Here is a 20,652-nt window from a genome sequence, read left to right as displayed (position 1 = left end):
GTGGCCCGGCCCGTCAGCGGGGTGTCAGGCGCGTTCGATCTTCAGCAGGTCCACCCGGTCGAAGAGGTCCACGTGGACGTTCTTGACCTTGGTCGAGTGGCCGAAGTTGTTCTGCCCGTACCGCAGCGGGATCACCGGCATGTCCTGCGCGAGCAGGTCCTCCGCCGCCTGGTACTTCTTGATCGCCTCGTCCTCGGTCGCCGCCCGGGCGCCCTCGGCGAGCAGCTTGTCGAACTCCGGGTTGCTGTAGCCGTAGTAGTTCGACGAGCCGGTGGTGCTGTACAGCGGGCCGAGGTAGTTCTCCATCGACGGGTAGTCCATGACCCAGCCCATCCGGAACAGGCCGACCGGCTGCTTCTGCTTGAGCTTGGTCAGCAGGTCCGCGAACTTCGGCTCGGCGGTGCCGACGCAGTCCACGCCCAGGTTGGCCTTGAGCTGGTTGCAGGTGGCGTCGATCCAGTCCTTGTGGCCGCCGTCGCCGTTGTAGGACAGCTCGATCTTCTTCGGGCCGCCCGCGGCCTCGTACATGGCCTTGGCCTTGACCGGGTCGAACGCGCCGGCGGTGCCGATGGTGTTCTCCCGGTAGCCGGCGACCACCGGCGAGACGAACGAGCGGGCCGGCTGCTGCGAGTCCTTGAAGATCGACTTGGTGATCTCGTCCCGGTCGATCGCCATCGAGATCGCCTTGCGCACCTCGGGCTTGCTGAACTCCTCCTGGAACGTCGGGAAGGCCAGCACCTGCAGCGACGAGGCCGGGCTCTGCTGGAAGCGGTCGCCCAGGTCGGTCGCGGCGGTCGACAGGTTCTCGGTCGGGATCGTCTTGATCACGTCGAGGTTGTCCGACAGCACGTCCGCGTACGCGGCGGTCGGCTGCTGGTAGATGCGGAACTCGACGCCGCCGACCTTGGGCTGCTGGCCCGGGAACGCGTCGTAACGCTCCACCTCGACCTTGGCGTCGTGCTGCCAGTTGCCCTTCATCTTGAACGGGCCCTGGCCGATCGGCGACTGCTCGTAGCCCTCGGCGAGCACGCCCGGCGCGGAGAAGGCCGCCTTGGGCAGCGGGTAGAAGGCGGTGTAGCCGAGCATGGACTTGAAGTCCACGTACGGCTGGCTGAGCGTCACGGTGAAGGTCAGGTCGTCGACCTTCTTCAGGCCGCTCATCGTCGTCGCCTTCGGGCTCTCGCCCTGCAGGTCGTCGTAGCCGGCCACCTTCTCGAAGAAGTAGCTGGAGTTCTGGCCGTTGGGCGCGTAGGCGCCGTAGTTCCAGGCGTCGATGTAGTTGTCGGCGGTGACCTTCTCGCCGTTGTGGAACGTGTAGCCGGGCTTCAGCTTGATCGTCCAGACCTTGTTGTCCGACGTCGTCACCTTCTCGGCCGCCACCTCGTGCGGCTTGTTCGCGTCGTCGTAGTCGACGAGCGGGCTGAACAGGGCCGACAGGACCTGGGAGCCGCTCGTCTCGTTGGTGTTGGTGGGCACCAGGTGCTGCGGCTCGGCGATCTCGATCCGCACGGCCGCGTCGGAGTCGTCGGCACTGCCGCCGCCACCGCCCGAGCCGCAGGCCGTCAGGCCCAGTGTCACCGCGAGCGGGAGCGCGGCCCAGGCCGCGAGCCTACGAACACGCATGGAGTCTCCTCATCTCCTCACGCTGCGCTGCCGTCCCGACGCTGGGTGACTCTGCGCAACGAGCGGTAACGGTAGGTCGCGATCCGGCCCATCGACAACTAGTGCGTGGTCAACTGATGACAGATCGTGTTCAGCGAGCCTTGTCGCTGCCGCGCGTGCGTGCTAAACCCCGCCTCTTCCTGGCCTTTTCTTCGTCGTCGCTGGCCGGATCAGGGCGTGGTCGGGGGCACCTGAGGCACCTGGCCCGTCTGTCCGGTCTCTGCCTGTCCGGGTGCTCCCGGGCGGCCGCGTCACAGTGACTGGTCACTCTCCGTGATTTAGGGCACCTTGCGCAGCGTGATCGTCGGCCGTCGTCGTCCGGGCCCGGCCGGGGCGTGAGACGATCACGACGTGACGGCGACGATCCTGGACGGCAAGGCCACCGCGGCGGAGATCAAGGACGAGCTACGGGTCCGGGTCAAGGCGCTCGCGGAGCGCGGCATCACTCCCGGCCTCGGCACGGTGCTGGTCGGCGAGGACCCCGGCTCCCAGGCGTACGTCAACGGCAAGCACCGCGACTGCGCCGAGGTCGGCATCGCCTCGCTGCGTGTCACGCTGCCGGCCGACGCCACCCAGGAGCAGCTCGACGCGGCGCTCGCCGAGCTGAACGCCGACCCGGCCTGCCACGGCTACATCGTCCAGCTCCCGCTCCCCGGGCACCTCGACACCCAGCGCGCGCTGGAGTCGATCGACCCGGACAAGGACGCCGACGGGCTGCACCCGGTCAACCTGGGCCGGCTCGTCCTCGGGTACGACGCGCCGTTGCCCTGCACCCCGCGCGGCATCGTGGAGCTGCTGCGCCGGCACGACGTGCCGCTGCGCGGCGCGAACGTGGCTGTCGTCGGCCGGGGCAACACGGTCGGCCGCCCGCTGGGTCTGCTGCTGACCCGGCGCAGCGAGAACGCCACCGTGACGCTCTGCCACACCGGCACGCTCGACCTGGCCGCCCACACCCGCGCCGCCGACGTCGTCATCGTCGCCGCCGGGGTGCCCGGGCTGCTCACCGCCGACATGATCAACCCGGGTGCGACGGTGGTCGACGTCGGCATCACGCGGGTCATCGGCGAGGACGGCAAGGGCCGCTACACCGGCGACGTGGACCCGGAGGTGGCCGAGGTCGCGGGCAAGCTGGTGCCGATGCCCGGCGGCGTCGGTCCGATGACCCGGGCGATGCTGCTGACGAACGTGGTCGAACGGGCCGAGCGGGCGGGCTGACACCCACCCAGGTCATAACCGTCCGCCCCTGGCCCGATCGGTGCCAGGATGGCTGATACGGTCCGGAAAACCGACTGGTATCAGGGAGTGGGACGACCATGGGTAAGAAGGTCACTGTCGTCGGCGCCGGATTCTACGGCTCCACCACCGCACAGCGCCTGGCCGAGTACGACGTCTTCGACACCGTCGTCATCACCGACATCGTGGAGGGCAAGCCGGCGGGTCTCGCACTGGACCTCAACCAGTCCCGCGCGGTCGAGGGCTTCGAGACCAAGGTCGTCGGCGTCACCACCGGCCCGAACGGCGAGGGCTACGACGCCATCGAGGGCTCGGACGTCGTCGTCATCACCGCCGGCCTGCCGCGCAAGCCGGGCATGAGCCGGATGGACCTGCTGGAGACCAACGCCAAGATCGTCCGGCAGGTCGCCGAGAACGTCGCCAAGTACGCCCCGAACGCCGTCGTCATCGTGGTGTCGAACCCGCTCGACGAGATGACCGCGCTGGCGCAGCTCGCCACCCAGTTCCCCAAGAACCGGGTGCTCGGCCAGGCCGGCATGCTGGACACCGCCCGCTTCACCAACTTCGTCGCCGAGGCGCTGGGCGTACCGGTGAAGTCGGTACGGACCCTGACGCTCGGCTCGCACGGCGACACCATGGTCCCGGTGCCGTCGAAGAGCACCGTGAACGGCAAGCCGCTGCGTGACGCCATGCCGGCCGAGCAGATCGAGGAGCTGGTCGTCAAGACCCGCAACGGTGGCGCCGAGGTCGTCGCGCTGCTCAAGACCGGTTCCGCGTACTACGCCCCGTCCGCTGCCGCGGCCCGGATGGCGAAGGCCGTGGCCGAGGACTCCGGCGAGGTCATGCCGGTCTGCGCCTGGGTCGACGGCGAGTACGGCATCTCCGGCGTCTACCTGGGCGTCGAGGCCGAGATCGGCGCCGAGGGCGTGAAGCGGGTCGTCGAGACCGACCTGGACGCCGACGAGCTGGCCGCGCTGAAGGAGGCCGCCGAGGCCGTCCGCGCCAAGCAGGGCGACGTCGCCAGCATGTGACGCCCGACCCATCGAGCAGAAGGCCCGCCGGCTCCGCCGGCGGGCCTTCTGCCGTCCCGCCCGCGGCCCACCCCGTCGATCATGAAGTTGACGGCGGAAATGGAGATCGACAAGGCCGCCAACTTCATGATCGACGCGGCGAGGGGTGGGGGTGGGGGGTGAAGGGGGCGGTCAGGTGGGGGGTGGCCAGGGTGGCGGGGGAGAGGGTCCTCAGCAGGCTCGTACGGGAGTGGCGGGCCGTTTCCGGGTCCTCCTCGTGGGCGTATGCCAACTCCGGGTCGACCAACTGGATCGCGTGCACCAGCAGGTCGCCGGTGATCAGGACGCGCTCGTCGTCCGCCTCGACCAGCACCGACTGGTGGCCCGGCGTGTGCCCGGGCGTGTGCAGCAGCCGTACCCCCGGGGCCAGGGACGTGTCGCCGTCGACCACCCGCAGCCGGCCGGCGGCGCGCAACGGCGTCAGCAGCCGGGCCGGCAGCTCCGGGTGGAACAGCTCCAGCGCGTCCACCTCGGCGCGCTGGAGCAGGTGGTCCGCGTTCGGGAACAGCGGGCCGGCCCAGCCGACGTGGTCGGTGTGCAGGTGGGTGAGGACCACGGTGCGTACGTCCGCCGGGTCGATCCCGGCGGCGGCCAGCTCGGCCGGCAGCCGGCCCGGCACCGGCGCCCAGCTCGCGGCGAGCGAGTCGGCCGGGCCGATCCCGGCGTCGACCAGCGTGACCGGCCCGTCCCCGGCCCGCACGGCGAAGGCGCGGAACCGCAGCCACCACCGGTCGTCGTCGGTGACGGCGCCCGGGTCGAGCCGGTCGGCCGCCTGCCAGTGCGCCTCGGTGGCGTCGGGAAACGCCTCGCCGCGGGGCTGGAAGAAGGGCCCCTCGCCGTCGGAGAGCGCGGTGACCGTGATAGACCCGAGGGTGCGGCTGCGTGGCATCGGCCGATGATGCCAGCGGGCCGCGGCGCGGCGCAGCCCGCTTTTCCGGCGGCCACCCGGGCCGCCTGGGGACTGCCGGCCAGTTTCCAGTACGCTCGTACTGCTTGAGCACGTGTCCCCCGAGAGGAGCGCCGGCCGATGGCGAAGATCAAGGTAAACAACCCGGTCGTGGAGATCGACGGCGACGAGATGACCCGGATCATCTGGAAGCAGATCCGGGAGCAGCTGATCCTGCCCTACCTCGACGTCGACCTGCACTACTACGACCTGTCGATCCAGCACCGTGACGCCACCGACGACCAGGTCACCGTCGACGCCGCCAACGCCATCAAGGAGCACGGCGTCGGCGTCAAGTGCGCCACCATCACCCCGGACGAGGCCCGGGTGGAGGAGTTCGGCCTGAAGAAGATGTGGCGGTCGCCGAACGGCACCATCCGCAACATCCTCGGCGGCGTGGTCTTCCGCGAGCCGATCATCATGTCGAACGTGCCGCGGCTCGTCCCGGGCTGGACCAAGCCGATCATCATCGGCCGGCACGCGCACGGCGACCAGTACAAGGCCACCGACTTCGTCGTCCCCGGCCCGGGCACGGTGACCATCACCTACACCCCGGCCGACGGCGGCACCCCGATGGAGATGGAGGTCGCCAACTTCCCCGGTGGCGGCATTGCCATGGGCATGTACAACTACGACGAGTCGATCCGGGACTTCGCCCGCGCCTCGTTCCGGTACGGCCTGGACCGCAACTACCCGGTCTACATGTCCACCAAGAACACCATCCTCAAGGCGTACGACGGCCGGTTCAAGGACATCTTCGCCGAGGTGTTCGAGAGCGAGTTCAAGGCCGAGTTCGACGCCGCCGGCCTCACCTACGAGCACCGGCTGATCGACGACATGGTCGCCGCCGCGCTCAAGTGGGAGGGCGGGTACGTCTGGGCGTGCAAGAACTACGACGGTGACGTGCAGTCCGACACCGTCGCGCAGGGCTTCGGCTCGCTCGGCCTGATGACCTCGGTGCTGCTCTCCCCGGACGGCCGCACCGTCGAGGCCGAGGCCGCGCACGGCACCGTCACCCGGCACTACCGGCAGTACCAGAAGGGCGAGAAGACCTCGACCAACCCGATCGCCTCGATCTACGCCTGGACCCGGGGCCTCGCCCACCGGGGCAAGCTGGACGGCACCCCGGCGGTCACCGAGTTCGCGAACACGCTGGAGAAGGTCATCGTGGACACCGTCGAGGGCGGCCAGATGACCAAGGACCTCGCGCTGCTCATCTCGCGGGACGCCCCGTGGCTGACCACCGACGAGTTCATGAACGCGCTCGACGAGAACCTGGCGCGCAAGCTCGCCGCCTGATCACTCCCGTCGATCACCACGGAGCCCGCCGGCACCCGCCGACGGGCTCCGTCGTGTCCGGGCTCGTGCGTCACCGGGTCCGGGCCGGGCTCGTTGTACCGGGTGGACGCGATGCCAGTCTCGTCCAGCCGTCCCTTCCCTTGCGGGGGGCCCTGTCCCGGGCCCCCCGCGCCCTGTTGTGCGCCGCGCGCCTCCCGCTTAGGCCTCGCCGATCTCAGGCCGCGGCGGCCCGCTCAGGCGGCGCGCAGCAGCTCGGCGGCGCGTTCCGGGGCGATGTCGTTGATGAAGACGCCCATGCCGGACTCCGACCCGGCCAGGTACTTCAGCTTGTCCTTGGCCCGCCGGATGCTGAACAGCTGAAGGTGCAGGTGGCCCAGCTCCCGGTCGATCCGTACCGGCGCCTGGTGCCAGGCCGCGATGTACGGCATGGGCAGGTCGAACAGCCCGTCGAAGCGGCGCAGCAGGTCCAGGTAGAGCGGCCCGAACGCGTCCCGCTCGGCGTCGTCGAGCGCCGGGATGTCCGGCACCGGCCGGTGCGGCGCCACGTGCACCTCGAACGGCCAGCGGGCCGCCGCCGGGACGTACGCGGTCCAGTGCTCGTTGCTCGCCACCACCCGCTCCCCGGTGGCCCGTTCGGCGGCCAGCACGTCGGCGTAGAGGTTGCCACCGGTGCGGTCGGCATGCCGCCGGGCGGCGGCCAGCATGGTCCGGGTGCGCGGCGTGACGAACGGGTACGCGTAGATCTGCCCGTGCGGATGGTGCAGCGTCACCCCGATCTCCACGCCCCGGTTCTCGAACGGGAAGACCTGCTCCACGCCGGGCAGCGCGCTCAACGCGGTGGTGCGGTCGGCGAGCGCGTCGAGCACCGTCCGGACCCGCCGCGGGGAGAGCCGGGCGAACGAGGCGTTGTGGTCGTCGGTGAAGCAGACCACCTCGCACCTGCCGCGCCCGGGGCGTACCGGGGTGAACGGCGTGATCTCGGCCGGTTCGTCGGCCACTCGCTGGCTCAGCGACGGGAACCGGTTCTCGAAGACGACCACGTCGTAGTCGGGCGCCGGGATCTCGCTGTGCCGCTCGCCCCGTGACGGGCACAGCGGGCACTGGTCGGCCGGGGGCAGGAAGGTGCGGGTCTGCCGGTGCACCGCCACCGCCACCCACTCGTCGGTCAGCGGGTCGTACCGCAGCTGCGAGGCGGGCGGGGGAGGGGGCAGATCCCGCCGGTCCGGCTGGTCGCGGACCGCGTCGTCCCGCTCGTCGAAGTAGATCAGCTCACGGCCGTCGGCCAGCGCGATCTGCGTACGCTTCACTCCGCCCCCCTCGTCGTGGGCACCGTCACCAGCTCACCCACCCTGTCCTCGAGTACCCGTCGGGCCCCGGGTGCCAACCGGTCGTCGGTGACCAGCACGTCCGCCGCGTCCAGCGGCACGATCGACGAGATGCCGACGGTGCCCCACTTGGTGTGGTCGGCGAGCACCACCAGCCGGTCCGCCGCTGCCACGAGTGCCCGGTTGGTGTCCGCCTCCATCAGATTGGGCGTGGTGAAACCGGCCCGTTCGCTGATCCCGTGCACGCCGAGGAAGAGCAGGTCCAGGTGCAGCGCGGCGATCGCGGCCACTGCCAGCGGGCCGACGAGCGCGTCCGACGGCGTGCGTACGCCGCCGGTGAGCACCACCGTCTGGTCCGGCCGGCCACCGACGTGCAGGGCCTCCGCCACCGGCAGCGAGTTGGTGACCACTGTCAGGCCGGGCACGTCCACCAGCCGCCGGGCCAGCTCGGCGGTGGTGGTGCCGGCGGAGAGCGCGATCGCGGCGCCGGGCCGGACCAGCCCTGCGGCGTGCTCGGCGATGGCGGCCTTCTCCGCGGACTGGCGGACGGCCTTCGCGTGGAAGCCGGGCTCGTCGGTCGAGCCGGGACCGGCGGGCGTCGCGCCCCCGTGCACCTTGGCGAGCAGGCCCTGCTCGTGCAGCGTGTCCAGGTCGCGCCGGATGGTCATGTCGGAGACGCCGAACTCGGCCGCCAGTTCCGTGACCCGGACGCCACCGGAGCGGCGCAGTCGTTCCAGGATGGCGGTCTGCCGCTGCCGCGCCAGCATCCCCGGCTCACCTCCGCGCCTCACCGACCACGCGGGCGCCCCACGCGGTCGAACGTGTTCCAACAAAGACGAACACTACCGCGCAGCCAGGAGCGATGCGAGGCCGCCGCCGTCCGGAAGCCGGACGACGGCGGTCGAGGTGCTCGCAGGCCGGGACGGACCCGGCGGTGAGACGGTCAGGCGGGCTGGAGTCGGGGCTCCACCCAGCCGGTCTCGGTCAGGTGCTCCATCACCTTCCCGATGGCCTCCTCGACGCTCAGATCCGAGGTGTCCACCACCAGGTCGGCGTCGGTGGGCTCCTCGTACGGGTCGTCGATGCCGGTCATCCCGGTGATCAGGCCGGCCCGGGCGCGGGCGTACAGCCCCTTGCGGTCGCGCTGCTCGCACACCGCCAGCGGCGTCGCGACGTGGACCAGCAGGAAGCCTGCCCCGGCCGTCTCCGCCATCTCCCGGGCGGTGGCACGGGCCGCCGCGTACGGCGCGATCGGGCAGCAGATGCCGACGCCCCGGTGCCGGGCGATCTCGGCGGCCACCCAGCCGATCCGGCGTACGTTGAGATCCCGGTCGGCCTTGCCGAACCCCAGCCCGGCGGAGAGTTCCCGCCGCACCACGTCGCCGTCGAGCAGCGTGATCGTACGGTCGCCCTGCTCACGGAGCACGTCGGCCAGCCCACGGGCGATCGTCGACTTGCCCGAGCCGGACAGGCCGGTCAGGAAGATCACCAGACCCCGGTGCCGCCGCGGTGGGCGGGCCCGCGTCAGTTCCTTGGCCACCGCCGGCGGGGTGTGCCACTCGGGCAGCGGGAAACCGCGGTCCAGCAGGTCGTCGATCTCCCGCGTGCTCAGCGCCAGCCGCCGGTTGCGCGGCGGGATGTCCTCGCGCCAGCGCCACTGCCCGTCCCGGTTGTCGTAGGCCAGCTCGCGGGGCACCAGCACGCGCAGGCCGGCGCCGGAGAGCATGCCCTCGGTGGAGAGCAGGTGGGTCACCCCGTACGCGGCGGCGACCCGGGCCCGCAGCAGCGCGTCGCTGATCTCGTCGCGCCGCCGGGCCAGCGGCACCGCCACGAGCGTCGCCGGGGGCATCCGGTCGCGGGCGGCGAACACGGTGCGCACCAGCGACTCGGCCGGCAGGCCGCCGATCGACTCCTCGCCCACCGGGATCATCACCAGCAGGTGCGCGCCGAGCGTACGGGCCGCGTGCGCGATCTGCGCCAGCTGCGGCCGGTGCAGCGGGCGGTCGGCGAACACGCCGAGCACCCGGCCCGGCGGCAGCAGCCCGCGTACCTCGTCGGGACCGCGCCGCAGCCGCTGGAACGGCCCGTGGCCGCCGTCGCCCAGACGGCGCACCATGCCCCCGACACCCACCATGCCCTCGCGGCCCGGCCAGACGTCGGTCACGTCCATCGCCGCCACCGGTGCGCCCTCGCCGTCGGTGAGCACCACCGCCCGGCGGGCCGGGTCGGCCGGGTCCAGCCCGTCGGCGAGCGCCGCCGGCACCTGGAGCGTCACCGGCACCGGCCACGGTGTGCCGTCGGCCAGCCGGCCGCGCCGGTTCAGCGAGGCCAGGTCGGCCCGGCTCATGAAACCGGTGAGCGGTGCGTACGCCCCGCTCAGCAACAACTGGAGATCGGCCAGCTCAGCGGGTCTGGGCGCGTACGACGGCGCATCCCGCAGAACGTCCTCGGGCAGCAGCCACCCGTTGCTCATGGAACCCCCAACTCGCCGGCCGGCACACAGTTTCGCAGCCCACCGGCGATCGGTCGAGAGCGCCACCCGGCCTCCCGGTGATCGCGTGTCCGGCGACCGCGCCGAGGACGAACCGGGGTCACCGAATCCTTACCGGCGGGCCCCGGCCGGTCGATCGTGCGAACGGCTGCCTGCGCGCGCCGACCGGCCGAGCGCGCGGTCCCGTATCCGACGGACCGCGCGGCGGAGACGGGACCGGAGCCGGCGCGAGTCCTCCACGCGGGGCACGCCGCCGTCGGCCGCGCAGCGCACCACGAGCGGCAGGCGGGCGTCCAGCGCCCAGCCGGCCTGGATCACCCGGGCCCGGATCTCCCAGGTGCCCCGGGTACGGCCGCCGCCCAGCGCCGAGAAGTCGGCAGTGGCGGTGCTGCGGTGGCGCACCCGGGTGGCCCCGACCCGCTCGGTGGTGGCGACGACAGGCAGGAAGAACTCCTCCCGGGTCTCCCGGCGGCGGACGACGACGTCGGTCCTCGCCCCGCCGGCCCGCATCACGACCCCGGCCGGCACCGCCTCGGCCACCGGGAGCACCGGCAGCCCCTGGTCGTCGAAGCGCAGCGGCTCGTCACCAGCGCGCAGGTCGGCGGAGACGGAGACCGTCAGCGTCCGCCCCTCGACCCGCCACCCGTCGACTGTGGCGTGGGCCCGGACGCTCACCTCCCACTCCGCCAGCCGGCGCAGGTCCGCCACCCGTCCCTGCGCGGCGAGGTGCGCGATCACCTGGAACATCGGCGGCAGCCCGGCGACCGCCTCCGGCGTGAACCGCTCCCCGACGAGCCGGCCCACCTCGCCGGCCACCTGGTCGGCCCACTGCTCCGGCGCGCTCAGCAGGGCCTGCCCGCGCAGCCGGCTCAGCATCTCCTTGCGCAGCCAGCGCCGGTGCAGCCGGAGGCGGGCCGCGGCGGGCGGCCGGTGCGCGTCCACGATGTCCAGCGCCGCCCGGAGAGCCGCGTAGTACTCGGCCGGGTCCATCCGGGTGGCCGTGACGTTGCCCGCGTCCACCCGGCGGACGTGGTGGTAGCAGGGGTGGTCGGCCAGCACGCAGACGCGCTCGGCGCGCAGGTAGGCCGCCGCCATCAGCCGGTGGTCCTCCAGGCGGCGGGGGCGGCCCTCGGGGAACCGCAGCCCGTGCCGGTCGAGGAAGGACCGCCGGAACAGCTTGTGACAGGTCATGCTGTCGGCCAGCGGCGCGTTCGCCAGCGTGGCGTCGAACCGGTTCTCCCGGAACAGCTCCCGCGGGACGCCCCGCCGGTGCCCGATCATCCGGCCGACGACGATGTCCGCGTCGTGTTCCCGGGCGCAGGCGTGCAGGCGGGCCAGCGCCTCGTCGCCGAACCAGTCGTCGTCGTCGGCGAAGAAGACGTACTCGCCGCGTGCCTGCTCCAGCCCTCGGTTGCGCGGGTGCGACGGCCAGCCCGAGTGCTCCAGGTGCAGCACCCGCACGTGCGGGTCGGCGGCGGCCAGCTCGTCCAGGCGCTGCGGGGTCCCGTCGGTAGACCCGTCGTCGGCGAAGACGACCTCGTACGAACCGGACGGCAGTCCCTGCCGTGGCAGCGACGCGACGAGCGGATCGAGGTTCGCGCCGCAGTTGTACGTGGGCACCACCACACTCACCACCGGCCGGTCCGCACCGTCGCTCATGTCGCCCCCCGTCGAGTCGGCCCCCACACGGTGGCAGCTTCCCCGAGCGGTCGCCACCCCGTGTCCGCCACCTAGGGGCTGCGGCGGCCGAGGATCAGGGGATCGCAGGGGTCAGGAAGGGCTCCGGGCCAGCGCCGGAGTTCTACGCTGAACGGCGTGACACTGCTCGCGACCGAGTCGCTGACCAAGACGTACGGAGGCCGGGTCACCGCGTTGGCCGACCTCACCGTGTCGGTCGAGCCGGGGATCATCGGGCTGGTGGGCGCGAACGGCGCCGGCAAGTCCACTCTGATCAAGATCCTGCTGGGTCTGCTCCCGCCGACCAGCGGCCGGGTACAGGTGCTCGGCCTCGACCCCACCACCGACCCGGCCGCGGTCCGCGCCCGGGTCGGCTACATGCCCGAGCACGACGCCCTCCCGCCCGACCTGTCCGCCGCCGAGCTGGTCACCCACCTCGGTCGGATCAGCGGGCTGCCGCGCACCGTCGCCCGGGAACGGGCCTCCGAGGCGCTGCGCCACGTCGGTCTGCACGAGGAGCGGCACCGGGCCGTCGGTGGCTACTCCACCGGCATGAAGCAGCGGGTCAAGCTCGCCCAGGCGCTCGTACACGATCCCGATCTGCTGCTGCTCGACGAGCCGACCAACGGCCTCGACCCGGCCGGCCGGGACGCCATGCTCGCGCTGATCCACCGGATCGGCACCGAGTTCGGCATCTCGGTGGTGGTCTGCTCGCACCTGCTCGGCGAGGTGGAGCGGATCTGCGACACGCTCGTCGCCATCGACGGCGGCCGGCTGCTGCGTGCCGACCGGGTGTCCGCCATGACCACCGCCACCGACGTGCTCGCCGTCGAGGTGAGCGAGGGCACGGAGGAACTGGCCGCCCGGCTCGCCGCGCTCGACCTGCCGGTGACCCGCGACGGGCGGCTGCTGCTCGTCCCGCTCGCCGACGACGCCACCTACGACCAGATCCTCGGCGCGGTCGCCGAGCTGGACCTGCCGCTGCACCGGCTGGACCAGCGGCGGCACCGGGTGGCCGAACTCTTCGCCGCGAGGGAGCCCAGCCATGTCTGACGCGACCGGGGTCATCCACGACATCGGCTACCAGCGCTACACCGGTCCGCGGCTCGGCCGCCGGCAGGTCTTCGGCGCGCTCTACCTGCACGGCGTGCGTACCGTCTTCGGGCTGGGCCGCAGCGCCAAGGCCAAGATCTTCCCGTGGCTCGTGGTCTCCGTGGTCACCGTGGTGGCCGCCGGGGTCACCGCGGTACGCAGCCAGATCGGCGAGGTGGTGATGACGTACGCCCAGTTCGCCGACGCGATGAGCTGGCTGGTCATCTTCTTCGCCGCGGTGGCCGCGCCCGAACTGGTGTCCCGCGACCTGCGCAGCGGCGTGCTGCCGCTGTACTTCTCCCGGCCGCTGCCGCGCGGCGACTACGCCCTGTCCAAGCTGCTGGCGCTCGTCACCGCGCTCTGGCTGCTGCTCGGGGGCCCGCAGCTGGTGATGTTCCTCGGCGCCGCGTTCACCACGAACCGGGGCGTACGCGGGGTGTGGGACGAACTGCTCGACCTGCTGCCCGGCCTGCTCTACGCCGGGCTCTGGGCGGTGGTGTTCGCCTCGATCGCCCTGCTGGTCGCCTCGCTCACCGGCAAGCGCGCGTTCGCCGCCGGCGGCATCGTGGCGGTCTTCCTGATGACCACGCCGGTGGTCGGCGTGCTGTCCATCCTGCCCTCGGCCACCGTCAACGAGCTGGCCTTCCTCGCCTCCCCGCCGACGCTCGTCGGTGGCGTGGGCACCTGGGCGCTCGGCGACGCGCTCACCCAGGGACAGGGCGGCGGCATGCCGATCGGCGACTTCGGGCCGGTCTACGCCGCAGTCGCCGTGCTGCTGGTCGCCGGCTGCGTCAGCCTGCTGCTCCTGCGATACCGGAAGGTGGCCGCCCGATGACGGCGATCAGCACCCAGTCGACGGCCGGTGCGCCCGCCGCCGCGACGAGCACGCTCGACCTGGTGGGCGTCTCCCGCTGGTACGGCAACGTGGTGGCGGTCAACGACGTCACCATGCGGCTCGGCCCCGGCGTGACCGGCCTGCTCGGTCCCAACGGCGCCGGGAAGACCACGCTGCTGCACATGATGGCGGGCTTCCTGTCCGCGTCCCGGGGCACCGTGACCCTGGACGGGGAGCCGACCTGGCGCAACCCCGCCGTCTACCGGCGTCTCGGCCTGGTCAGCGAGCGCGAGGCGGTGCACACGTTCCTCAGCGCGTACGAGTTCGTGCTCGCCAGCGCCAAGCTGCACCGGCTGCCCGACCCGGAGGCCGCGACCCGGCGGGCGATCGAGCTGGTCGAGATGGAGGACGCGCAGACCCGGCGGATCGGCACCTACTCCAAGGGCATGCGGCAGCGCACCCGGGTCGCCGCCGCGCTCGTGCACGACCCGCAGGTGCTGCTGCTCGACGAGCCGTTCAACGGGATGGACCCGCGCCAGCGGCTGCACATGATGGCGCTGCTGCACCGGCTCGGCGACGCGGGGCGGACCATCCTGTTCAGCTCGCACATCCTGGAGGAGGTCGAGCAGGTCTCCGGCACGGTCCAGGTGATGGTGGCCGGCCGGCTCGCCGCCTCCGGCGACTACCGGACCATCCGCCGCCTGATGACCAACCGGCCGCACGTGTTCGCGGTGCGCTCCACGGACGACCGGGCGCTGGCGGTGGCGCTGATGGCCGAGGCGTCGGTCTCCGGCGTCGAGCTGGGCCGTACCGGCCTGACGGTCAAGGCCGGCGACTACGGCGCGTTCACCCGGGCACTGCCCCGGATCGCGCTCCGGCACGGCATCCGGGTCCGGCAGCTCCTGCCGGAGGACGAGTCGCTGGAGAGCGTCTTCTCGTATCTGGTGGAGGCATGATGTCGACAGTCACCTGGATCACCGCGCGCGGCCTGTTCGGCCGGAGCCGGTTCCTCATGCTGCTGCCGTTGCCGCTGGTCCTGATCGGCCTGGCGGTGCTCTGCCGGTCGCTCGGCGTCGACCCGGGCCAGTGGGGACCGCCAGTGCTCGTCGGCCTCGGCCTCGCGGTGGTGCTGCCGGTCGTGGCGCTGATCGTGGGCACCGGCGTGCTCGGCGCGGAGATCGACGACGGCACCGTCGTGCACATCCTCACCAAGCCGCTGCCGCGCTGGCAGATCGTGCTGCCGAAGCTGGCGGTCGCGGCCGGCGTCAGCGCGGTCACAGTGGGCATCCCGATCTACGTCGCGGGCGTGCTCGCCGATTCGGTACGCCTCGGACTCGCACTGGTCGCCGCCTCGGCGGCGGGCGCGCTGGCGTACTCGGCGCTGTTCCTGGCGCTCAGCCTGGTGACCCGTCGGCCGGTGCTGCTCGGCCTGGTCTACGTGCTGATCTGGGAAGGGCTGCTGGGCCGGTTCGTCGGCGGCACCCGGGTGCTGTCGATCCAGCAGTGGGTGATCGCCCTGGCCGACCGGATGGCGCCGACGCCGCTGCTCGGCACCACCGTTTCGGTGCCGGTCGCGGCGGTGCTCACCGCCCTGGTGGCGGTCGGGTTCACGGTGCTGGCGATCGACCGCCTGCGTTCGTTCAGCGTGGCCGGCGAGACGAGCTGAACCCCGGGGCGGAACCCGTTTTCCGGCACGAGCGCCGGAAAACGGGTTCTGCCCTGCCGTGTCCGGTCTGTTAGTTTGCGGCGGCTACGCACACCGACACGGGGAGAACACCTTGCGTTCAGCTCGCCTCGCCCTGCTGGCTCCGGCCGCGGTCGCGATGATAGTCATGTCCGGCTGCGGCGACGACGACAAGCCCTCGGCCGGGCCGGCGGCGCCCTCCGCCCCCGCCGCCACCTCCGTGCCGCCGGTGACCCCGGCGCCGGCGGGCCTCGACGAGGCCACCCGGAAGACCTGCGCGAAGGCGGGGAAGGACATCACGGCCGCCCTCAAGGAGGTGGCCGAGGCGGAGAAGATCGGCCCGCCGGCCGGCCACTCGGCGGTCAGCGCCCAGTACTCGGCGGGCGCGGCCACCCTCTACACGCACGCCTTCACCAGCAGTGACGAGGTGAACGCCGCGGTGAAGGGGGTCGCCACCGCCATGACCGACCTCGCCGACACCTGGGCCAAGGCGCCGGGCAAGTCGCCGAGCAAGGCGGATCTGGCTACCGCCCGGGACAAGCTCAAGGCGGCCTGCGCGGCCGAGTGAGGCATGCACCGCCGAGGGCGGCCGGCGTCACGCCGGCCGCCCTCGGCGTACCTGACGGATCAGAACGCGCAGGCGACGACCAGTTCGGTCGTGCGGTCGGGCAGCATGTCCAGCTTGGCGATCCGGCCCGCTGCCCGCAGGTCGTCGGCGACGGTACCGAGCTGGTCGAGCACGGCCGCCGGTCCGAGCGCCTCGGCCAGCGGCACGTCCGCCTTCATCGACAGCTTCCGTTCCGACTTGGCGCGGCGCACCTGACCCAGCGCGTCCGCCGCCAGCCGCAGCAGGTCCGGGTCACCCGGCGCCTCCATCGCGCGGCCCACCTCGTACGTGGTCGGCCAGGGCGCGCGGTGCACCGACCCGTACCGCCACCACGACCAGACCTCCTCGGTGACGAACGGCAGCACCGGCGCGAACAGGCGCAACTGCACCGACAACGCGGTCGCCAGCGCCGCCCGGGCCGAGTCCGCCGCCGGCCCGGTGCCGTAGGCGCGCTCCTTCACCAACTCGATGTAGTCGTCGCAGAACCGCCAGAAGAACGCCTCGGTGGCCATCAGGGCGGCCGTGTGGTCGTACCCGTCGAAGGCGGTGGTCGCGGTCGCGACCACGCCGGACAGTTCGGCGAGCATCGCGGTGTCCAGCGGTCGGGTCGCCGCGGCCCGCAGCGCGTCGGCCGCGCCCAGCCCGAGCGCGAACCGCGATGCGTTGAGCAGCTTGGTGGCCAGCCGGCGGCCCACCTTGACCTGGGCCGGGTCGAAGGCGAGGTCCATGCCCGGTTTGCCGTTGGCGGCCCAGTAGCGGACCGCGTCGGACCCGTTGCGCTCCAGCAGCGCCATCGGCGTGACCACGTTGCCCTTGGACTTCGACATCTTCTTGCGGTCCGGGTCGAGGATCCAGCCGGAGAGCACCGCCGTGTGCCAGGGCAGCGCGCCGTGCTCCAGGTGGGACCGGGCCACGGTGGCGAACAGCCAGGTGCGGATGATGTCGTGCCCCTGCGGGCGCAGGTCCATCGGGAAGACCCGGGCGAACAGGTCCGGATCGGTCTCCCAGCCGCCGACGATCTGCGGGGTCAGTGACGAGGTGGCCCAGGTGTCCAGCACGTCCGGGTCGCCGGCGAAGCCGCCGGGCCGGCCGCGCTGCGACTCCTCGTAGTCGGGCGGCGACTCGCTGCTCGGGTCGATCGGGAGTGTCGCCTCGTCCGGTGTGAGAGGGTGGGACCAGTCCGGCTCGCCAGTGTCGTCGAGCCGGTACCACACCGGCACCGGCACGCCGAAGAACCGCTGCCGGCTGACCAGCCAGTCACCGATGAGGCCGCCCACCCAGTGCTCGTAGCGGTGCCGCATGTGCTCCGGCACCCAGCGCAGCTCCCGGCCCCGGGCCAGCAGTTCCTCGCGCAGGCCGGCGTCCCGGCCGCCGTTGCGCAGATACCACTGCCGGGTCGAGACGATCTCCAGCGGTCGGTCGCCGCGCTCGTAGAACTTCACCGGGTGGGTGATCGGCCGCGGCTCGCCGACCAGGTCGCCCGCGTCGGCGAGCAGCTCCACGAGCGTCCGCCGGGCGCCGTTGACCGTCTGTCCGGCCAGCGCCGCGTAGGGCTCCGCCGGCACGCCGGCCGGCGGCTCCGGCAGCAGGCGCCCGTCCCGGCCGATCACCACCCGGGTGTCCAGCCGCAGCTCACGCCACCAGGTCACGTCGGTCAGGTCACCGAACGTGCAGACCATCGCGATGCCCGTGCCCTTGGCCGGGTCCGCCAGCGGGTGCGCGCGCACCGGCACCTCGACCCCGAAGACGGGGGTACGCACGGACGCGCCGACCAGGCCGGCGTACCGCTCGTCGTCGGGGTGGCAGACGAGCGCAACGCAGGCCGGCAGCAGCTCCGGCCGGGTGGTGTCGATCAGCACCTCGCGGCCGTCCGGACCGGCGAACCGCAGCCGGTGGTACGCGCCGGGCCGCTCCCGGTCCTCCAGCTCCGCCTGCGCGACAGCGGTGCCGTACCCGACGTCCCACAGCGTCGGCGCCTCGGCCTGGTACGCCTCGCCCCGGGCCAGGTTGCGCAGGAACGCGCGCTGGCTGGCCGCGCGGGCCGCCGAGCCGATCGTGGTGTACGTCAGCGACCAGTCCACCGACAGGCCGAGCCGCCGCCACAGCGCCTCGAACGCCTTCTCGTCCTCCACCGTGAGCAGCTCGCACAGTTCGATGAAGTTGCGCCGGGAGATCGCTGTCGGGTTCTTTCGGGCCGCGTCGTCCACGGGTGCGGCCGGCGGGCGCCAGTTGCCGTCGTACGGCAGCGCCGGGTCGGGACGCACGCCGTAGACGTTCTGCACCCGGCGTTCGGTGGGCAGCCCGTTGTCGTCCCAGCCCATCGGATAGAAGACGGTCCGCCCGCGCATCCGCTGGAACCGGGCCACCGTGTCGGTGTGCGTGTACGAGAAGACGTGCCCCATGTGCAGTTCGCCCGACACGGTCGGCGGGGGAGTGTCGATCGCGTATACGTCCGGCCGCTCCTTCGTGCGGTCGAACGCGTACGTGCGGTCGGACTCCCAGCGGCGGGCCCAGGTCTCCTCGAGGCCGTCCAGGCTCGGACGCTCGGGGACGCCGCCGCGGGCGCTGATCGTCGTGTCGGTCATCAGCCGATGGTAGGCAGCCACCCCGCCGCACTCCACGACTTTCCCCACCCTGCGCGTCCTCGGCGATCTTGCACTTGCCGCCCCGGCACAAGCCACTTTCCGGGCATCCCTCGGACCGCAAGTGCAAGATCAACTAGGACCGGAGGGGAGGGCTAGAGCAGCGAGTCGCGCCACTGGCGGTGCAGGGCGGCGTAGCGGCCGTCGGCGGCGATCAGCTCGGCCGGCGGGCCGTCCTCCACGATCCGGCCGTCGTCGAGCACCAGCACCCGGTCTGCCGTCTCCACTGTGGAAAGGCGATGGGCGATCACCAGGGCGGTGCGGTCGCGCAGCACGTTGTGCAGGGCCCGCTGCACCAGCCGTTCGGTCGGCACGTCGAGCGACGAGGTCGCCTCGTCCAGGATCAGCACCCGCGGGTCGGCGAGGAACGCGCGGGCGAACGCGACGAGCTGCCGCTGCCCGGCGGAGAGCCGTCCGCCACGCCGGTGCACGTCGGTGGCGTACCCGTCGGGCAGCGCGGCGATGAAGTCGTGCGCGCCGATCGCCCGCGCGGCAGCCACCACCGCGTCGTCGTCGGCGTCCGGCCGGCCGAACCGGATGTTGTCCGCCACGGAACCGCTGAACAGGTGGGTCTCCTGGGTCACCAGCACCACCGCCCGGCGCAGCTCGGCGTCGGTCAGGTCGCGCAGGTCCACCCCGTCCAGCCGGACCGCGCCCGCGTCCGGGTCGTGGAAGCGGGCCACCAGCTTCGCGACCGTGGACTTCCCGGCGCCGGTCGGCCCGATCAGCGCCACGGTCTGCCCGGGCGGCACGGTCAGGTCCAGGCCGGACAGGATCGGCGTCTGGCGGCGGTAGCCGAAGCCGACGGCGCGGAACGTGACCGCCCCGCGCGGGGGCCCGGCCGGCAGCGGCACCGGCCGGGCCGGTTCGGCCACCGCCGGGCGCTCGTCCAGCACCCCGGCCAGTTTCTCCAGCGCGGCGGTCGCCGACTGGAGCGAGTTGTAGAACTGACTCAGCTCCTCCATCGGCTCGAAGAACCGGCGCAGGTAGAGCAGGAACGCGGCGAGCACACCCACCTCCACGCCGCCGCCCAGCACCCGCCACCCGCCGTACCCGAGCACCACCGCCGTGGTCAGGTTGCCGATCAGCCGGATGCCCGGCGAGTAGATCGCGATCAGCCGGAACGCGCGCAGGCTGGAACGCCGGTAGTCGTCGCTCACCGCGCCGAAGATGTGGTCGTTGCGGTCCTCCCGCCGGTACGCCTGCACGGCCCGGATGCCGCGCAGCGACTCGACGAAGTGCACGATGACCAGCGCCACAGCCTCCCGGGTACGCCGGTACGCCCCGGCCGAGGCGCGGGCGAACCAGCGCGACAGCACGAACAGGAACGGGAAGGCGAGCAGCGTCACCGCCGCCAGCGGCAGGTCCAGCCAGAGCAGGATGCCCGCAACGGACAGCACGGACAGCCCGGCCATCACCAGCTTGTCGATCCCTCCGTCGACCAGTTCGGCGATCGACTCCAGGTCGCTCGTCAGCCGGGACACCATCCGCCCGGACGTGTAGCGCTCGTGGAACCCGACGTCGAGGCGGAGGAAGTGCCCGTACACCCGGCGGCGCAGGTCGAGCAGGACGGCCTGGCCGATCCGGGCGGCGAGGGTGAGGAACGCGCGCCGGGCCGCGTACTCGACGGTGGTCGCGACCACGAAAGCGGCGGCGACAGCGATCAGGGGGCCGGGATCACCGGCCCGCAGCGGCCCGATGCCCCGGTCGATGCCGAGCATGACCAGGTACGGCCCGGACATCGCGGCGGCGTTCTGGGCCAGCAGCAACGCCACCGCCAGCCCGAGCGCACGCCGGTGCGGACGCAGCAGCCGCCGCAACAGGTCCCGGCTGCGGACCCGCAGCCGGGTCACCGCCGCCGGGGACGAGTCCTCGGCCCGGCTGCGGTCGGCATCCGGGTCGGTGGCCCGCCCTCGCCAGCGCGACAGGTCCGCGTCCGGAGCGGTGCCGCCCGGCCCGGTCGTCGCGTGACCGCCCGGATCGGTCGTCGCGCGGCCGGCCGGTGCGTCCGGGTCGCCGCGGTGGCGCGCGCCGGTCGTCCCGTTGCCGTTCGGCGCGTCGCGAGGCCGGGGCACCCGCGGCGCGCCGC

The 20,652-nt window shown here is 72.6% G+C and carries 16 protein-coding genes; 8 read left to right on the top strand and 8 right to left on the bottom strand.

The window, feature by feature from the left end:
• Positions 1-24: 24 nt before the first annotated feature.
• A complete protein-coding gene (locus GA0070562_RS23660; protein WP_091426146.1) occupies positions 25-1,623 on the bottom strand; it encodes a peptide ABC transporter substrate-binding protein in 1,599 nt (532 codons plus the stop codon).
• Between the two features lie 390 nt (positions 1,624-2,013).
• Here GA0070562_RS23660 and GA0070562_RS23655 point away from each other — a divergent pair, with 390 nt between their 5' ends.
• Both GA0070562_RS23655 and mdh read left to right on the top strand, forming a co-directional pair.
• Positions 2,014-2,877: a bifunctional methylenetetrahydrofolate dehydrogenase/methenyltetrahydrofolate cyclohydrolase gene (locus GA0070562_RS23655; protein WP_091426143.1), complete on the top strand. Its 864-nt coding sequence runs from the start codon at positions 2,014-2,016 to the stop codon at positions 2,875-2,877.
• A 98-nt stretch (positions 2,878-2,975) separates the two neighbouring features.
• Positions 2,976-3,926, top strand: coding sequence for a malate dehydrogenase (gene mdh, locus GA0070562_RS23650; protein WP_091426141.1), 951 nt, complete (start codon positions 2,976-2,978; stop codon positions 3,924-3,926).
• Positions 3,927-4,050: 124 nt separating this feature from the next.
• Here mdh and GA0070562_RS23645 read toward each other — a convergent pair whose 3' ends face one another.
• Positions 4,051-4,854 (bottom strand): MBL fold metallo-hydrolase, encoded by an 804-nt coding sequence (locus tag GA0070562_RS23645; protein WP_091426140.1) that lies wholly within the window; start codon positions 4,852-4,854, stop codon positions 4,051-4,053.
• A gap of 138 nt (positions 4,855-4,992) precedes the next feature.
• On the opposite strand from GA0070562_RS23645, the gene GA0070562_RS23640 reads away from it, so the two are divergent.
• The gene (locus GA0070562_RS23640; protein ID WP_091426137.1) at positions 4,993-6,210 is read left to right on the top strand and encodes an NADP-dependent isocitrate dehydrogenase; all 1,218 of its coding nucleotides are present in this window, start codon (positions 4,993-4,995) and stop codon (positions 6,208-6,210) included.
• A 233-nt stretch (positions 6,211-6,443) separates the two neighbouring features.
• Here the strand turns inward: GA0070562_RS23640 and galT are convergent, their stop codons facing one another.
• From galT to GA0070562_RS23620, 4 genes are all read right to left on the bottom strand, one after another.
• Positions 6,444-7,517 carry a galactose-1-phosphate uridylyltransferase gene (gene galT / locus GA0070562_RS23635; protein ID WP_091426135.1) on the bottom strand — a complete coding sequence of 358 codons (1,074 nt, stop codon included), beginning with the start codon at positions 7,515-7,517 and terminating at the stop codon, positions 6,444-6,446.
• Positions 7,514-8,302, bottom strand: coding sequence for a DeoR/GlpR family DNA-binding transcription regulator (locus GA0070562_RS23630; protein ID WP_091426133.1), 789 nt, complete (start codon positions 8,300-8,302; stop codon positions 7,514-7,516). Before GA0070562_RS23630 ends, galT begins: the two co-directional genes overlap by 4 nt.
• Positions 8,303-8,478: 176 nt before the next feature.
• The gene (gene cysC, locus GA0070562_RS23625; RefSeq protein WP_091426130.1) at positions 8,479-10,008 is read right to left on the bottom strand and encodes an adenylyl-sulfate kinase; all 1,530 of its coding nucleotides are present in this window, start codon (positions 10,006-10,008) and stop codon (positions 8,479-8,481) included.
• Between the two features lie 129 nt (positions 10,009-10,137).
• Positions 10,138-11,685 carry a glycosyltransferase family 2 protein gene (locus tag GA0070562_RS23620; RefSeq protein WP_091426128.1) on the bottom strand — a complete coding sequence of 516 codons (1,548 nt, stop codon included), beginning with the start codon at positions 11,683-11,685 and terminating at the stop codon, positions 10,138-10,140.
• 156 nt (positions 11,686-11,841) lie between these two features.
• Here GA0070562_RS23620 and GA0070562_RS23615 point away from each other — a divergent pair, with 156 nt between their 5' ends.
• From GA0070562_RS23615 to GA0070562_RS23595, 5 genes are all read left to right on the top strand, one after another.
• The gene (locus GA0070562_RS23615; RefSeq protein WP_091426126.1) at positions 11,842-12,756 is read left to right on the top strand and encodes an ABC transporter ATP-binding protein; all 915 of its coding nucleotides are present in this window, start codon (positions 11,842-11,844) and stop codon (positions 12,754-12,756) included.
• Positions 12,749-13,630 (top strand): ABC transporter permease, encoded by an 882-nt coding sequence (locus tag GA0070562_RS23610; protein ID WP_091426124.1) that lies wholly within the window; start codon positions 12,749-12,751, stop codon positions 13,628-13,630. The genes GA0070562_RS23615 and GA0070562_RS23610 overlap by 8 nt, the downstream gene beginning before the upstream one ends.
• Positions 13,627-14,586: an ABC transporter ATP-binding protein gene (locus GA0070562_RS23605; protein ID WP_091426122.1), complete on the top strand. Its 960-nt coding sequence runs from the start codon at positions 13,627-13,629 to the stop codon at positions 14,584-14,586. Before GA0070562_RS23610 ends, GA0070562_RS23605 begins: the two co-directional genes overlap by 4 nt.
• A complete protein-coding gene (locus tag GA0070562_RS23600) occupies positions 14,586-15,296 on the top strand; it encodes an ABC transporter permease (RefSeq protein WP_091426120.1) in 711 nt (236 codons plus the stop codon). Before GA0070562_RS23605 ends, GA0070562_RS23600 begins: the two co-directional genes overlap by 1 nt.
• A 157-nt stretch (positions 15,297-15,453) precedes the next feature.
• A complete protein-coding gene (locus GA0070562_RS23595) occupies positions 15,454-15,882 on the top strand; it encodes a hypothetical protein (protein WP_091426118.1) in 429 nt (142 codons plus the stop codon).
• A 59-nt stretch (positions 15,883-15,941) separates the two neighbouring features.
• Here the strand turns inward: GA0070562_RS23595 and valS are convergent, their stop codons facing one another.
• Complete coding sequence (valS, locus tag GA0070562_RS23590) at positions 15,942-18,506, bottom strand: valine--tRNA ligase (RefSeq protein ID WP_091426727.1); 2,565 nt, start codon at positions 18,504-18,506, stop codon at positions 15,942-15,944.
• A gap of 152 nt (positions 18,507-18,658) precedes the next feature.
• Positions 18,659-20,638: an ABC transporter ATP-binding protein gene (locus GA0070562_RS23585; RefSeq protein ID WP_419781155.1), complete on the bottom strand. Its 1,980-nt coding sequence runs from the start codon at positions 20,636-20,638 to the stop codon at positions 18,659-18,661.
• Positions 20,639-20,652 lie beyond the last annotated feature (14 nt).

Origin of the sequence: Micromonospora tulbaghiae, from assembly GCF_900091605.1 — a bacterium.
Classification (GTDB): Bacteria; Actinomycetota; Actinomycetes; order Mycobacteriales; family Micromonosporaceae; genus Micromonospora; species Micromonospora tulbaghiae.
This window is presented reverse-complemented; position numbering and strand designations above follow the sequence as displayed.